Source organism: Terrabacter sp. RAF57 (assembly GCF_052113925.1).
Classification (GTDB): domain Bacteria; phylum Actinomycetota; class Actinomycetes; order Actinomycetales; family Dermatophilaceae; genus Terrabacter.
Map to the genome: position 1 here is coordinate 135,785 of NZ_JBFRDT010000007.1, position 14,807 is coordinate 150,591.

The 14,807-nt window shown below is 73.0% G+C and carries 14 protein-coding genes; 10 read left to right on the forward strand and 4 right to left on the reverse strand.

Going from position 1 to position 14,807, the window contains the following annotated elements; translation table 11 throughout:
* Position 1 precedes the first annotated feature (1 nt).
* On the forward strand, positions 2 to 505 hold the full coding sequence (locus AB4Y83_RS11195; RefSeq protein ID WP_442274169.1) for a carboxypeptidase-like regulatory domain-containing protein: 504 nt from the start codon (positions 2 to 4) through the stop codon (positions 503 to 505).
* A gap of 108 nt (positions 506 to 613) precedes the next feature.
* Complete coding sequence (locus tag AB4Y83_RS11200) at positions 614 to 3,187, forward strand: CHAT domain-containing protein (protein ID WP_442274170.1); 2,574 nt, start codon at positions 614 to 616, stop codon at positions 3,185 to 3,187.
* A gap of 113 nt (positions 3,188 to 3,300) precedes the next feature.
* Here the strand turns inward: AB4Y83_RS11200 and AB4Y83_RS11205 are convergent, their stop codons facing one another.
* Complete coding sequence (locus AB4Y83_RS11205; RefSeq protein ID WP_442296918.1) at positions 3,301 to 4,482, reverse strand: flavin-containing monooxygenase; 1,182 nt, start codon at positions 4,480 to 4,482, stop codon at positions 3,301 to 3,303.
* 80 nt (positions 4,483 to 4,562) lie between these two features.
* Between AB4Y83_RS11205 and AB4Y83_RS11210 the strand changes: the two genes are divergently transcribed.
* A complete protein-coding gene (locus AB4Y83_RS11210; RefSeq protein ID WP_442296919.1) occupies positions 4,563 to 5,426 on the forward strand; it encodes a methyltransferase domain-containing protein in 864 nt (287 codons plus the stop codon).
* Positions 5,427 to 5,451: 25 nt separating this feature from the next.
* Here the strand turns inward: AB4Y83_RS11210 and AB4Y83_RS11215 are convergent, their stop codons facing one another.
* A complete protein-coding gene (locus AB4Y83_RS11215) occupies positions 5,452 to 6,129 on the reverse strand; it encodes a DUF2461 domain-containing protein (RefSeq protein WP_442296920.1) in 678 nt (225 codons plus the stop codon).
* A gap of 113 nt (positions 6,130 to 6,242) precedes the next feature.
* Here AB4Y83_RS11215 and efeU point away from each other — a divergent pair, with 113 nt between their 5' ends.
* The 3 genes from efeU to efeB all read left to right on the forward strand — a co-directional run bounded on the left by efeU (position 6,243) and on the right by efeB (position 9,675).
* Positions 6,243 to 7,133, forward strand: coding sequence for an iron uptake transporter permease EfeU (gene efeU / locus AB4Y83_RS11220; protein ID WP_442296921.1), 891 nt, complete (start codon positions 6,243 to 6,245; stop codon positions 7,131 to 7,133).
* Positions 7,134 to 7,201: 68 nt separating this feature from the next.
* The gene (gene efeO / locus AB4Y83_RS11225; RefSeq protein WP_442296922.1) at positions 7,202 to 8,383 is read left to right on the forward strand and encodes an iron uptake system protein EfeO; all 1,182 of its coding nucleotides are present in this window, start codon (positions 7,202 to 7,204) and stop codon (positions 8,381 to 8,383) included.
* The gene (gene efeB, locus AB4Y83_RS11230; protein WP_442296923.1) at positions 8,380 to 9,675 is read left to right on the forward strand and encodes an iron uptake transporter deferrochelatase/peroxidase subunit; all 1,296 of its coding nucleotides are present in this window, start codon (positions 8,380 to 8,382) and stop codon (positions 9,673 to 9,675) included. Before efeO ends, efeB begins: the two co-directional genes overlap by 4 nt.
* Before the next feature lie 122 nt (positions 9,676 to 9,797).
* Here the strand turns inward: efeB and AB4Y83_RS11235 are convergent, their stop codons facing one another.
* Entirely contained in the window at positions 9,798 to 10,907 is a 1,110-nt protein-coding gene (locus tag AB4Y83_RS11235; protein WP_442296924.1) for a diacylglycerol/lipid kinase family protein, read from the reverse strand.
* A gap of 80 nt (positions 10,908 to 10,987) precedes the next feature.
* On the opposite strand from AB4Y83_RS11235, the gene AB4Y83_RS11240 reads away from it, so the two are divergent.
* The 4 genes from AB4Y83_RS11240 to AB4Y83_RS11255 all read left to right on the forward strand — a co-directional run bounded on the left by AB4Y83_RS11240 (position 10,988) and on the right by AB4Y83_RS11255 (position 13,687).
* A complete protein-coding gene (locus AB4Y83_RS11240) occupies positions 10,988 to 11,536 on the forward strand; it encodes a DinB family protein (protein ID WP_442274189.1) in 549 nt (182 codons plus the stop codon).
* Positions 11,533 to 12,588: a Gfo/Idh/MocA family protein gene (locus AB4Y83_RS11245; RefSeq protein WP_442296925.1), complete on the forward strand. Its 1,056-nt coding sequence runs from the start codon at positions 11,533 to 11,535 to the stop codon at positions 12,586 to 12,588. Before AB4Y83_RS11240 ends, AB4Y83_RS11245 begins: the two co-directional genes overlap by 4 nt.
* A gap of 67 nt (positions 12,589 to 12,655) precedes the next feature.
* Positions 12,656 to 13,153 (forward strand): hypothetical protein, encoded by a 498-nt coding sequence (locus tag AB4Y83_RS11250; RefSeq protein WP_442274191.1) that lies wholly within the window; start codon positions 12,656 to 12,658, stop codon positions 13,151 to 13,153.
* A gap of 81 nt (positions 13,154 to 13,234) precedes the next feature.
* Entirely contained in the window at positions 13,235 to 13,687 is a 453-nt protein-coding gene (locus tag AB4Y83_RS11255; RefSeq protein ID WP_442296926.1) for a DUF2500 domain-containing protein, read from the forward strand.
* A gap of 19 nt (positions 13,688 to 13,706) precedes the next feature.
* Here the strand turns inward: AB4Y83_RS11255 and AB4Y83_RS11260 are convergent, their stop codons facing one another.
* Entirely contained in the window at positions 13,707 to 14,726 is a 1,020-nt protein-coding gene (locus AB4Y83_RS11260) for a hypothetical protein (protein ID WP_442296927.1), read from the reverse strand.
* Positions 14,727 to 14,807 lie beyond the last annotated feature (81 nt).

A 14,807-nucleotide genomic window follows, 5' to 3' on the forward strand; every position in this document is an offset into this window, starting at 1 on the left:
CATGACATCTCACACTGACGCCATCGATGCCCGCGACATCGCCAACCTCCACCACGTGCGTGACCTCTTCGGCCACGCCGACCCCGTCCCGAGCGACCTCGCCGAGCGCATCAAGTTCGCGATCACGGTCCACGCGCTGCACGCCGAGGTCGCCGAGCTCATGGACTCGGCCCTGCTGACGACCCGCGGCGCGGAGACGAAGGTCGAGCCGACGCCCACCGACTCGGTGACGTTCACGGCCGCCTCGGTGAGCCTCATGGTCTCGGCCGGGCCGGCGGACTCCGACGACGACGACGCGGACGACCGCGTGCGCGTCGACGGCTGGGTCACGGCGCCCGGTGCACAGATCGAGGCGGTGACGACCGAGGGCAGCTCGACGGTGATTTCGGATGCGAACGGGCGCTTTGTTCTGGATGATCTACCCCATGGGCCGGTGCACTTCGTCGTCACTGACCCGGGCAACGAGGACATGCGACCGGTCATCACCCCCACGATCCAGATCTGACGATCCCGACCTGACGTGGTGACCGGCCCCTGAGCGAGAGGCCGGGCGGGAGCCATCGATCTGCTCGAGAGTGCACGCACCCTGCGCGAGCAGGGTGCCGCGGACAACATGGCCGGGCGGCCGGTCGATGCGGCGCGCTCGCTGACGGCGGCCCTCGACGAGATCGAGCGCGTGGCGGGCGCCGCGCCCTCCCGGGACCGGCTCGAGCTGCGCTGCAAGACGCTCATCACGCTCGCCCTGACGGAGTTCATGCTGTCCGGGGTGGAGGCCGCCCTGGCTCGGCTCTCCGAGGCCGAGGTGCTCGTCGACGAGCTCGGCGACGAGGCGCTCCGAGCCCGGCTCGACTACCAGCGCGCCAACATCCACGGCCGCGTCGGTGACCTCGCCTCGGCATGGGACGGGCTCGAGGGGGCGGTGCGTCGCCTCGACGCCTTCACCGAGCGCGAGCAGTGCTCGGTGCACCTGAGCCGCGGGATGCTCGCCTTCGAGCTGCTGCGGCCGCAGGAGGCGCTCGAGTCCTTCGCCGAGGCGGCGCGCCTCGCGCACGACCTCGGCGGGGTGGCCCAGGAGTTCATGGCCCGCCACAACGAGGGGTATGCCGCCTACCTCCTCGGTGACATCCCGCGCTCCCTCGCCGGCATGGCCCTCGCCGAGGAGCTGGAGTCCGACGTCTTCACGGGACCGGCGCGCCTCGACCGCGCCCAGGTGCTACTCGAGGCGGGGCTCGTCAAGGAGGCCGTCGAGGCGCTGCACGGTGGCCTCGAGACCCTCGAGGGCGACGGCCACGACCAGATGCGGGCCGAGTTCGAGCTGGCACTCGCGCGCGCCCACCGGCTGCTCGGCCACCTCGACCTGGCAGCCTCGGCCGCGGCGTCGGCTCGCGAGACGTACGCCCGCATCGGGGCGACCGCGTGGGCTGCCAAGGCGATGCTCGTCGGCCTCCTCGTCGAGCTGGACCGCCAGCGGCGCACCCGCCGTGGTCGGGAGCGCGACGGCCGTCATGGGGTCGGGGACGCCCATCCCGACGCCGAGCTCGTCCGGCAGGTCGTTGGTGTCGGGGACGCCACCGTGGCGCTCGCGGCGGCGGCGACCGCCGACGATCTCGCGGAGACGGCGACCGAGCTGGGCGACTCCGAGCTCGCCGACAGTGCCAGGGTCGTCGCCGCGCAGGCGCTGCTGCTCGCCGGTGACCCGGCCGGAGCCAACACGAGGCTGCTCGGCCTCGAGCGGGTCTCCACCGGGTCACTCTCCGACGAGCTCGATGCCGCCGTCGTCACCGCGATGACGCTCGTCGCCACGGGTGACCTCGCGCCGGCCCGACGCATCCTCGCTCGGGCCTCCCGTCGCCTCGCGGCCGGCCAGGAGGGCAGCGCGAGTCTCGACCTGCGCACCGCCCGCGCGGTCCACGGCGCCCGGCTCTCCGAGCTCGACCTCGAGCTCGCCGTGCCCCGGGGCAGCGGCGCCGTGCTCGAGGCCCTCGAGCGGTGGCGCAGCGCGACCGACCGGCTGCCCTCGCTCGGGCGCCCCGACGACGAGCAGCTCGCCCAGCTCACCGAGCAGCTGCGCGCCGTCCGTGGGCACCTGCGCGGCGAGGGCGACCCCGAGCAGGCGCGTGAGCTGCACGACCACGCCTCGCGCCTGGAGCGGCAGATCCGAGACCGCGACTGGGCCCTGAGCCGCAGCGGCGGGGCCTCGCGCGCCGTGCCGGTGCGGGTCCGTGAGGCGCGCGAGCACCTCGGCCGGGTCGACCGCGACCTCGTGTGGTTCTTCCGCCACCGCGGCCGCATCGGTGCGGTCGGGGTCGTCGGTGGTCGCGCGACGATGCGTGACCTCATGCCGGCCGATCGGGCCGCAGAGCTCGCCCAACGCATCCGCGTCGACCTGCGGGCCGCGGCCACGCACCACCTGGGCCCGCTCGCCGGCGCCGTCTGGTCGTCGCTGCGTTCGAGCGCGACCGAGCTCGACGACGGCCTGCTGCGGCCGTGGCGCACCGACCGTGGCCTCGTCGTCGTGACGTGCCCCGAGCTGTCGGCCCTCCCGTGGGCGCTCCTGCCGTCGATGACCGGACGGCCGTTCACGGTGGCGCTGTCGCTGACGTCGTTCACCCGCCGCGCCGCACCACCGGGGGACGCTCCTCGGCGGGGGCCCGTCCACGTCAGCGTCGGCCCGTCTGTGCCTCGCGCGTCGGGCGAGGGCCGCACGATCGTCGGCACGTGGGGCGAGGTGGCCCACCTCGCCGAGCCGTCCCGCCGGGCCGACCTCGTCGGGGCACTCGCCCGCTCGGGTGTCGTCCACGTCGCCGCGCACGGCACCCACCAGGTGGAGTCGCCGCTCTTCTCCTCGCTCGTGCTCCACGACGGGCCCGTCTTCGCTCACGAGCTTCAGCCCACCGGCGTGCGCGCCGACCACATCGTGCTCTCGGCGTGCGAGGTCGGGCTCGCCTCGCCCCGCCCCGGGCACGAGTCCCTCGGCCTCGCGCTCTCACTGCTCTCGCTCGGCGCGCGCTCGGTCGTCGCGGCCGTCTCGCCCGTGCCCGACGACGTCGCCGCGACGACGATGACGCGCCACCACGAGCTGCTCGCCTCCGGCCTCCCGAGCGACGAGGCCCTGGCCCGCTCGGTCGCGGAGACCGACGACGTCGCCGCAGCCTTCCTCAACCTCGGCGGCCAGCACCGCCCCTGAGCGCGCCCCCATCCCGAACCGAACGCAGCGTTCGATCGCGAACTCAGGGCTCTAACAGTGAGTTCGAGAGCGAACGCGGCGTTCGGTCGGGTTTGTGGCGGGTCTGTGGTGGGTCAGGCGGCCTTGCGGCGGGCCTTGATCTCGCGGCGCTTGCGCAGGGCCATGGCCAGGGCGATCTTGCGGGCGTCGATGGACAGCTCGCGGAGCATGCCGGAGATCGGGTTCGTGTAGCCGGTGAACCACAGGCCTCTGGCGCCGCGCGCCGTGCGCCCGCCGCGTTCGACCGGGCGGCCCTTCTCGTCGAGCACCCCGAGGTGCCCGATGAGGGGCTCGAGCCCCTGGCTGTAGCCGGTCGCGAGCACGACGAGGTCGGGCGTCAGGCGTGTGCCGTCCGCGAGCACGACGGCATCCCCGTCGAACTCCCGCAGCGCGGCCACCGGCTCGACGGCGCCGGTCCGGATCGCGTCGATGATGCCGACGTCCTGCACCGGGATCGCGTTGTCGCGCTCGACCCTGGTCAGCAGGCCGGTGTCGGGACGCGGCAGTCCCTGCGCCGACAGGTCAGGGGTCTGCAGCCGGCCGACGATCGGTGCCACCGTGTCGACGAAGGCCGTGGGCAGCCGCCGCACGGCGATGCCGGTGTACTGAGCGGCATACGGCCCCGTGTTGCGTCGCAGGATGTGCGGCACCGTGCGCACGGCCAGGCGCACGCGCGCGGCGCCGTGCTCGACGAGGTCGACGGCCAGCTCGGTGCCGGTGTTGCCCGTGCCCACGACGAGGACGTCCTTGCCGGCGTGGGCCGACCCGTTGCGGTAGTCCCGAGCCAGCACGACCTCACCGGAATATCCTTGCAGGCCAGGCACGTCCGGCTCGCGAGCCGTGTGGTTGAAGCCCGTGGCCACGACGGCGTACGGCGCCGTGAGGGTCGTCCCGTCCGCGAGCGTGAGCGTCCACGACTCACCGTCCGCGGAGCGGTCGACCCGGCGCACCGCGGTGCCGAGGCGCACGTCGAGCCGGTGGTGGGCGGCATACAGCTCGAGATAGCGCACGACGTCGTCGCGTGCGACCCAGCGGCCCATCTCCTTCGGGATCGGGAAGCCCGGAAGGCCGGAGAGCTCACGCGGTGTGTGTAGGTGCAGCCGGTCGTAGTGGCTGCGCCACGACGTGCCGACGCCGTTGCTCCGCTCGAGGACGACGCCGTGCAGGCCACGGGCTTCGAGGGCGGCGGCGACGGCCAGGCCACCCGGGCCGGCACCGATGATGTATGCGTCGACCGGGACGCTGCGCTGGGTCACCGGCCCAACGTAGCCGCCCACCCTCGACAGTTCTCGGCAAACCCCGCCCCGATCCGAACGGTGGGCAGCATGCTGGAGCGGTGACCCCTCAGTCGGGCCCGACTCTTCCCGAGGAGCCGGGCGCCGCCCCGAACATGTTCACGCGGGAGCGGATCGGCGAGGGCGACGCTGCCCGCGTCGCCACCCTCGTCGCGCTCCTCGACGCGCAGGAGCAGCAGCCGGCGGTCCGGCGCCTGCGGGCCTGGGCGTTCGAGGCCCTGGCGCCGGAGCCGGGGGAGTCGGTCGTCGACGTCGGGGCCGGGCTCGGCACGGAGCTGCGTCGCCTCGCCGAGGCCGTCGCACCGAACGGACGTGCGGTCGGTGTCGAGCCCAACCCCGGCCTGCGGGAGGAGGCGTCGCGGCGTGCGGCCCTGCTCGGGTCCGCCGCGACGTTCATCGACGGCGACGCCGCCGACCTGCCCTTCGCCGACGGTGCCGTGCACGTGCTGCGCTGCGAGCGCGTCTTCCAGCACCTCGCCGACCCGCAGGCTGCGGCCCACGAGCTCGCGCGGGTGCTCGCGCCCGGTGGACGCGCCGCCGTCCTCGACAGCGACTGGGGCACCGTCATCAGCCACCCCGGAGACCCAGACCTCGTGCGTCGCTACGCCGAGGCCAACTGGCGACGGATGCCGAACCCGTTCGCAGCGCGACACCTGCCGAACCAGCTCCGGGCCGCTGGGCTGCTCGTCGACCACGACATCGGCTCGGCCGCGCTGGTCATGCCGCCGCGCGCGCTGCTCGGCAGCGGTGTGGTCCACCGGAACGCCGATGCCGCGGTGCAGGAGGGCGCGCTGACCCGCGAGGAGGCCGACCGGCTCCTGGCGGACGTCATGGCCGCGGCGCGGGCGGGCACGGCCTTCTTCTCCGTGACGATGTTCGGGGTCATCGGTCGCAAGGCCGGCTGACGGTGCAGCCGGGAGACCGGGCACGTCACCGCCGGGTCRCAGGCTCCTCGGCGCCGACGTGCTCCTCGAGCCAGGCCGTCAGCGGTCGCACGGCCCGCCACGTGTCCCGGACCTCCGTCAGCGTCCGGGTCGTCGACAGCCAGGCGGGCGCGCCGAAGTCGCGGGAGACCATCAGCTCCTTGTGACGCAGCGTCGCGATGCGGGGGTGGTCGGCGGCGTATCCCCTCGGGGTGGTCTTGACCTGCTCGCCCATCAGCTCGAAGTCCTTGCCGCGCAACGCCTCGAGGATGGTCTCGAGCGCGAGTCCACTGGACGGCGCGTCGACGGCTGCCCGGAAGCGGGCGGTCTGCGCCGGGCTCACCGCCCGGAAGCCGCCGCCAGCGCGCAGGCCGTCGGCGCTCACCTGCACGTAGTGGCCGAGCACCGTGCCGGAGCCCACGAGCGCGCCCTGGTGGGTCTTGTAGGGCGACTTGTCGGCGCTGAAGCGCACGTCGCGGTTGGGCCGGAAGAGCTTGGCGGGGCCGAACTCGTCCTCGAGACCGTCGAGCAGGGCGAGCATCGGCTCGCGCACGTCGCGCTCGTAGACGTCCTTGTGGGCGAGCCACCAGTCCCGGGAGTTCACGTCCTCGAGCTCGGCGTAGAAGGACAGGGCACCGGGAGGAAAGCCGGAAAAGGTCGGGGAGGAGGACTCAGGCGTGCTCATGTGGCGACTCTGACACCGGGACCGGGTTGTTAGGCAAGGCTTACCTGTGCTTTCCTGAATTCCGTCACGTCGCCGTGGCGTAATTGCTGAGAACAACCTGAGAGAAGGCACCCGTGCTCGCGAGCAACGCGCTCATCGGACTCCGAGAAGGACTCGAGGCGGCCCTCGTGGTCGTCATCCTCGTGGCCTTCCTCGTCAAGACCGATCGCCGCTGGGCCCTGCGCCACGTCTGGACCGGGGTCGGTGTCGCCGTCGCCCTGTCGGTCGCCCTCGGAGCCCTGCTCACCTACGGCACGAAGCAGCTGACCTTCGAGGCCCAGGAGCTCATCGGTGGCAGCGCCTCGATCATCGCGGTCGTCTTCGTCACCTTCATGGTCTTCTGGATGAAGTCCGCCTCGCGGACGATCTCGGGCGAGCTGAAGGGCAAGCTCGACAAGGCGCTCGACATGGGCCCGCTCGCGATCGCCCTCGTCGCCTTCCTCGGCGTCGGGCGCGAGGGACTCGAGACGGCGATCTTCTTCTACGCCACGACCGAGGCCGCCGGCCAGGGCAACAACCAGCCGCTCATCGGCTGGGTCATCGGTCTCGGCGGCGCCGTCGTCCTCGGCTGGCTCATCTACCGAGGCGCGGTCAAGATCAACCTCGGCACCTTCTTCCGCTACACCGGCATCCTCCTCGTCCTCGTCGCGGCCGGCATCCTCGCCTACGGCATCCACGACCTCCAGGAGGCCGGCTTCCTGCCCGGCCTGACGACGCTCGCCTTCGACGTCAGCGCGACCGTCGACCCGGGCAGCTGGTACGCCACCCTGCTCAAGGGCATCTTCAACTTCACGCCCGCGACCACCGTGCTCCAGGCCATCGCGTGGGTGCTCTACGTCGGCATCGTCCTGACCCTCTTCCTGCGCCCGGCCCGGCCGGCCGGCCCGGTCGCCCCGGTCGCCCCGGCGCAGCCGGCCCCCAGCGCGACCCCGACGAGCGACGCGCGTCCCACCGTCGCCGCCTGACCGTCTCGCGCCGACCGGCCCGGCCGGTCCCCTCCGCACTCACACCGACGCCCTCCAGGAGAACCACCATGCCCCGCCCTGCCCTGCGCCCCGCTGCCCGCGCCGTGCGCACCGCCGTGCCCGTCGCCCTGTCACTCGCAGCGGCCCTCGCCCTGACCGGCTGCGCCGACAAGCCGACCGCGACTGCCGGCTCGACCGCGGCCGGTGGCGGCGGCGGACCGATCACGGTCAACGCCACCGACACCGCGTGCGAGCTGAGCGCCACGACGGCCAAGGCCGGCACCGTGACCTTCCAGGTCACGAACTCGGGCAGCAAGGTCAACGAGTTCTACCTCTACGCCGAGGGTGACCGCATCGTCTCCGAGGTCGAGAACATCACGCCCGGCCTGAGCCGCGAGCTCAAGGTCGAGATCACCGATCCCGGCACGTTCACGACCTCGTGCAAGCCCGGCATGGTCGGCGACGGCATCCGCGGCGCGTTCACCGTGACGGGCACCGCGGCGAAGGGCAGCGCCGACTCGAAGGTCGCCAAGGCGATCACCGACTACAAGGCCTTCGTCGCCTCCGAGGCCGACGAGTTCGTCGACGGCACCAAGGAGTTCGTTGCCGCGGTCAAGGCCGGTGACGTCGCGAAGGCCAAGTCGCTCTACGCCCAGGCGCGCCACCCGTGGGAGGCCATCGAGCCGGTCGCCGAGAGCTTCGGCGATCTCGACCCGAAGATCGACGGCCGTGAGGACGTCATCGCCGACGGGATGGCCTTCACCGGCTACCACCGCCTCGAGAAGGACCTCTGGAAGGACGGCCTCCAGAAGGACTCGGGCGCCGTCGCCGACCAGCTGCTCGCCGACGTCACCGAGATCGCCGCGAAGAGCAAGACCGTCGAGCCGACCGCCCTGTCGATCGCGGGTGGCGCCAAGGCCCTGCTCGACGAGGTCGCGACGGGCAAGATCACGGGCGAGGAGGAGCGCTACTCGCACACCGACCTCTGGGACTTCGACGGCAACCTCGAGGGCTCGCGCCAGGCGCTCGCCGTGCTGCGCCCCGTCATCGCCGAGCGCGACCCGGCCCTGCAGAAGGCCCTCGACGCCGACTTCACCGAGCTCTCGACCCTGCTCGCCAAGCACAAGACCGGTGCCGACTACACGAGCTACACCGCGCTGACCGAGGCCGACATCAAGGAGCTGACCGTCTCGCTCGACGCGCTCTCCGAGCAGGTGTCCAAGGTCCCCGGAGTCGTGGAGGCCAAGTGAGCGACGAAGGCCTCAGCCGCCGCCGGCTCCTCGGTGCCTCGGGCACGGCTGCCGTCGCCGGCGTCGTGGCCGGCGCCGGGACCGCGTACGCCGTGTCGCGCGGTGACGACGCCGGCGCGGCAGGTGCCCCGCCGTCCACCGCAGCGCCCGCGCTCGCGCTCGACGCGGCCATCCCGTTCCGCGGTGAGCACCAGGCCGGCATCGTCACTCCCGCGCAGGACCGCCTCCACTTCGTGGCGCTCGACGTCGTGACGAAGGACCGCGCGCAGCTGCGCCAGCTCCTCGAGGACTGGACCCGTGCGGCCGAGCGGATGACGGCCGGCGCCGAGGCAGCGCCCGGCGGGCTCGTCGGTGGCGGCCCCAACCGGGCACCCGAGGACACGGGCGAGGCCTACGGCCTGCCGGCGTCCGGGCTGACGATCACGATCGGCTACGGCCCCTCCCTCTTCGACGACCGGTTCGGCCTCGCGTCGAAGCGCCCGGCCGCGCTGCAGGACCTCCCGACCTTCACCGGCGACCAGCTCGATCCGCGCCGCACGGGCGGGGACCTCTGCATCCAGGCGTGCGCGAACGACCCGCAGGTCGCGGTCCATGCCGTGCGCAACCTCGTGCGGCTCGGCTTCGGGGTCGTCGCGGTCCGCTGGTCCCAGCTCGGCTTCGGCCGCACGTCCTCGACGTCGACCGCGCAGGCCACGCCGCGCAACATGTTCGGCTTCAAGGACGGCACCAACAACGTCAAGGCGGAGGAGCCGGAGGGCCTCGCGCAGCACGTGTGGGTCGCACCTGACGACGAGACCGGCGGCGGTGCGTGGATGGCCGGCGGCTCCTACCTCGTCGCGCGCCGCATCCGGATGCACATCGAGGTCTGGGACCGGACGAGCCTGCAGGAGCAGGAGGACATCATCGGTCGCGACAAGAAGGAAGGGGCCCCGCTCGGCCGGGCGAAGGAGTTCGACGCGCTCGACTTCGCGAAGAAGGGCCCCGAAGGCCAGCCGGCGATCCCCGTCCACGCGCACGTGCGCCTCGCCCACGAGAGCCAGCTCGGCGGCATACGCATCCTGCGGCGCGGCTACAACTTCACCGACGGCTCCGACGGCGTCGGCCACCTCGACGCGGGGCTCTTCTTCCTCGCCTACATGCGCGACCCGGGCAGGCAGTTCGTCCCGATGCAGCGGGCGCTCGCCAAGGCGGACGTGCTCAACGAGTACATCGAGCACAACGGCTCGGCGGTCTTCGCGTGCCCACCCGGGCTGAAGGACGGGCAGCACTGGGGTCAGGGGCTCTTCGCCTGAGCGGCCCTGCCCGGACCCATCCCCTCCTCCCGCCCGAACGCTGCGTTCGGTCGCGAACTCAGGGTTCTAACAGCGCGTTCGCCACCGAGCGCTGCGTTCGATGCGGGGGGTGAGGGGGCGGCCTACTGGCTGACGCGCACCGTGAGGCAGCCGGGGCGCACGGTCGCACTGACCTCGGTGGCCTCGCCGATGACATCACCGTCGATCTGGACCGGCACGGGCCGGTCGGTGCGGACGCGGATCTCCTTGCACGCCTTGTGGTCCAGGGTCGGGTGACCCTTGCGCTGCCGGGTGGCGACCCGCGTCGCCACGGGCACCCAGCCGACGACCCCGCGCGGGGACGCGATGACGGCATCGAGCTGGCCGTCGTCGACGCGGGCGTTCGGCATGAGCACGAGGCCGCCGAGGAGGCGTCCGCAGTTGCCGATGACGACCATCCTTGCGCGACGGCGGAACTCGAGCTCGTCGTCGACCTTGACGGCGATCCGGAACTCCGGCGAGACGAGATGCTTGAGCCCCGAGACCATGTAGGCGGGCCAGCCGACCTTGGCCTTGAGGTTCTCGTTGGTGCCGGCCATGATCTGCGCGTCCATGCCGACACCGCTCATGACGAGGAAGTAGTGCGTCTCGGGGTCGACGGGCTCGTCGGCGTCCTCGCCCGCCTCGCCGCTCGCGGTCACGCCCAGGACGAGCTCGCCGACGTCGATGCGCCGGTTGCGCCCCGTCAGCGCGACCGCAACGGCCGCCTCGAGGGCGACAGGCAGGTCGAGGTTGCGCGCGAGCAGGTTGCCGGTGCCGGCGGGGAGGATGCCGAGCGCCGTCTCGGTTCCGACGAGGGCGGTCGCGACGTTGCGCACGGTGCCGTCGCCACCGAGCGTGCACACGATGTCGACGCCGTCGCGGACGGCCTGCGCGGCCTGCCCCTGACCGGGGTCCTCGACGGTCGTCTCGTAGAAGTGCGGCTCGCCCCAGCCGTTCGCGCGGCACGAGGCGGTGATGCGCTCGCGCACCGCGGGCAGGTCGGTGAACTTCGTCGGGTTGATGACGATCCCGGCCCGCTTGAGCGGGGCCGGGCTCTCGTCGCCGCTGCGGAAGTGGTCGCGCGGCGGGCGGGGACGGCGGCGCAAGGTCGCGGTCGCCTCAGGAGCGACGCGGGTCAGGACGACTCCTCCGATGACCAGCGCCAGCACGACGAGGCCGGCGACGATCCACGGCAGGTAGTCCTTGAGCACGAAGACATACGGTATCCCCCGCAGGGTGGACTCCCGAACTGCCGCTCGCCGGTGGGCGCCCCGGCCCTAGGCTGGGCGCCATGAGCGAGCCCCCCACCGACCCCGGGCCGTCGATGCCGGACGACGCGGACTGGACGTGGGTCCTGACGCGACCGTGCCCCGACTGCGGCTTCGACGTCGCGGCCGTCGAGCCCGCCGACGTTCCGGCGCTGCTCCGCGACGCGGGGCAGCGGTATGCCGCCGCGCTGGGTCGCGACGACGTGCGGGCCCGCCCGGCCGAGGGCGTCTGGTCGCCGCTCGAGTACACCTGCCACGTCCGCGACGTCTGCGACGTCATGCGGGGCCGGCTCGAGCAGATCCTCGCCGGAGGCGGCGAGGTCGTCCGCTTCGCCGACTGGGACCAGGACGAGACCGCCGTCGAGCAGCAGTACTGGCGCTCCGACCCCGACGTCGTGGCACGCGAGGTCCCGGCGGCGTTCGAGGCGGCGGCGACGGCATACGCCCTCCCGGCGGGTACGCAGTGGGAGTGGCCGGCCCTGCGCAGCAACGGCTCGGAGTTCACGGCCCGCACCCTCGCGCTCTACTTCACCCACGACATACGCCACCACCTCTGGGATGTGAACGCATGACCCTGCCCATCGACGTGCCCCTCCAGCTGCCCGAGCCACGCACGCCCGACCCGCACGACGCCCCCGCCATCCGGTGGGGCGTCCTCGCGCCCGGTGGCATCGCGCACGCCTTCGCCGACGCCGTGGCGGTCGGAACGTCGTCGTCGGTCGTCGCCGTCGGCTCGCGCAGCCGCGAGCGGGCGCAGGACTTCGCCGACGAGTTCGCGGTCCCGCGGGCCTACGGCTCCTACGAGCAGCTCGTCGCCGACCCGGAGGTGGACGCGATCTACGTCGCGTCGCCGCACTCCGAGCACCGCGACCACGCCCTGCTCGCGCTCGAGGCCGGCAAGCCGGTGCTCGTCGAGAAGGCCTTCACCCGCAGCGCCGCCGAGGCCCGCGAGGTGCTCGCCGCCGCCGACGCCCAGAACCTGCTCGTCGTCGAGGCGATGTGGAGCCGCTTCCTGCCGCACTACGACGTCGTGCGGCACGTCGTCGAGACCGGCCTCATCGGCGAGCTCGTCGCCGTGTTCGCCGACCACGGGCAGCGTCTCTACCCCGGCGGCCCGGCCCGCCTCTCGCAGCCCGAGCTCGCGGGTGGCGCCCTGCTCGACCTCGGCGTCTACCCCGTGTCGTTCGCCGACCTCGTGCTCGGCGCACCGTCGGCCGTCACGGCCACGGGCACGCTCACCGACTTCGGCGTCGACGCGACGACGACGATCACCGTCACCAGTGCCGGGGGAGGCCACGGCGTGCTCTCGTGCACGATGGCCGCGGTCACCCCGGTCACCGCGGTCGTCGCCGGCACCCTGGCCCGCCTCGAGCTGTCCGGCGCTTTCTACGGTCCGGGCTCGACGATCCGGCTCGTCGGCCCCGACAACGAGGTCATCGACGAGCGGCCCGGCGGCCTCACCGAGGACGTGCGCGGCTTCTCCTACGAGGCGGCCGAGTTCGCCCGCTGCCTCGTCGCCGGCCAGACCGAGTCACCGCTCATGCCGCACGCCACGACGCTGCGCGTCATGGAGACGATGGATGCCGTACGCCGTCAGGTCGGGGTCGTCTACCCCGGCGAGTGAGGTGGGCGCGGGCATCACCCCCAACAGGTGATGCCCGCCGACGTCGGCGGGACGAGGATCGAGTGCCATGACGACGACGACATCGCTCACGGCGGACCAGGCGGACCTCGTCCGCGAAACCGAGCCGGCCCGCCTCGCCGAGCTTTCCGAAGACGAGCTCATCGAGCTGCACCAGAGGGTGCGTCGGGCCCGCACCAAGCACGTCGGTCTCTACCGGCGTCAGGCCAGCGCGCGGGTCGCGGCCAAGGGGTCTCGCGGCGCGGCCCGACCGGCCAACCGGCTCAACGCCGACCGCGCCGAGGTCTTCGAGCTGGCTCTGGCACGGGTCAGCGCGAGGCTCGGCGTCGTCGCCCGAGCCGCGGCCGCCGACCTCAAGGCCGAGCGCCTCGCGGCGGCCCGTGAGGTCAGGGCCGGGACGGGTCCGGGATCGGTGGCCTCGACCGCCGGTGCCGCCTCGGTGCCGTCGGGCAAGCGGCGCGCGACGAAGACGACGGGCGGCCTGAAGCGGGACGCGTCGTCGCAGTCTCAGGGCGCCCGCCGACAGGCCAAGAAGGACGCTCGCTAGACCGAGCCCGACGGCGTGCAACCATTCGGGCCGGGGACGCAGTCATAGAGGATGACTCACCCGACCGACGACAGGGTTGCCATGCTCACCGAAGAGTTCATCCCGTTCGACCAGGCGATGTCCGGTCCGCCGCCGCTGTTCATGGCGTTCTTCGGCCTCGTCGCCATGATGATCGTCGCGGGGTTCGCGTTCGTGATCATCAAGGGCGTCTCGCAGTGGCGGGCCAACGAGGCCAGCCCGCTGCGCAGCGTCGAGGCCCTCGTGGTGTCGCGTCGCACCGACGTGCGCCGGCGTTCCGGGTCGCCGGGCCTCCCCGGCGCCGAGGCCGGCGCGCCGATGAGCGCCGGCACTCCCTCGACCGCGAGCACGACGTACTTCGTGACGTTCGAGGAGCCGTCCGGCGAGCGCCGTGAGCTGATGGTGTCCGGTCGGGACTTCGGCCAGCTGGCCGAGGGCGACCGCGGCCATCTCGTGCACCAGGGCACCCGCTACAAGGGATTCACCCGACAGACGGTCGTCGACGGTCCACGCTGAGGCAACACCGGCCGGGCGCTCAGGGCAGCTGCACGGAGCCCGTCGCGGTGACGAAGTCCTCGCCGACGAGCCGGGTGTCGAAGGTCAGGTCCACCCGCCCGTGCGTGTCGGCCGAGACGGGAAAGCACAGGTGCAGTCCGCGCACGGGCGGGGCGTCGGCGCCCAGGACGAGGCTCATCCCGGGCTCGGCGACCGCCGCGGTGCTGCCGGCCGGGCTGGCCATCGCGCGCTGTGCCGCAACGCCGCCCACCGATCGCGACGGCGACTGGATCGTCCCGATGAGCTCGAGGACGAGCTGGTCGGAGGCCAGGGGCACATAGGTCACGTCGACCGGGTTCGGACCCGAGCACGCCGCCGTCAGGAGGCTGACGTCGCGCGACTCGAACCTGGCGCCCGTGTGGGCGTTGCTGATGACGACGGTCGCCGGGACGTCGCGCGGTCGGGTCGCGACGGCCGTCGCATTGGCCTTCGGGTCGCCGAGGGCGAAGACGGCCTGGTGGTCGCCCTCGCCGCCGAGGACGAGCTGCGCCGCGGTCAGGTCGAAGTCGTCCGGCACCGAGGGGAAGCGCAGGGTGCTGGGCAGCGTCGTGCCGTGCGGGATGGTGTCGGAGGCGGTGTCCCACGCCGTCACGTGGTCGGGGGAGCCGACCGAGATCTCGGCTCTCGTGGCGCCGAGGTTGGTGTCGACGGACGACGTGTTCGTCAGCTTCGCCTGCACCTCGAACAGCCGGGTCGTCTCATCGAGGCGCGCGGAGACGAGCTCGATCTCGAAGCCGGACCACCACACGGGAGTGCCCGGCAGGAAGGCCACCTCGGTCGGCGAGCCTGACCCGGAGGCCGTCGACGGAGGCGAGGAGGTCAGCCCGTCAGCGGCGGCCGACGTCGCCGAGCCGACGGCAGCCGTGCCCGGTCCCGGCGCCGGGCCCGGGGTCGGCGTGCCGACCGAGCTCGCGCAGGCCGCGAGGAGGCCTGCGGCAGCGGTCGCGACAGCAGCGGTGGTCGCGGTGGTCGCGGCCCTGACCAGACGTGTGCGCACCATGGTGGCTCCATCGTTAGCGGGCCACCCCAGTGTGCTCGCGGGCTCCCGGCCCGCGCAGCCGAATTACGACCTCCTGGTGGG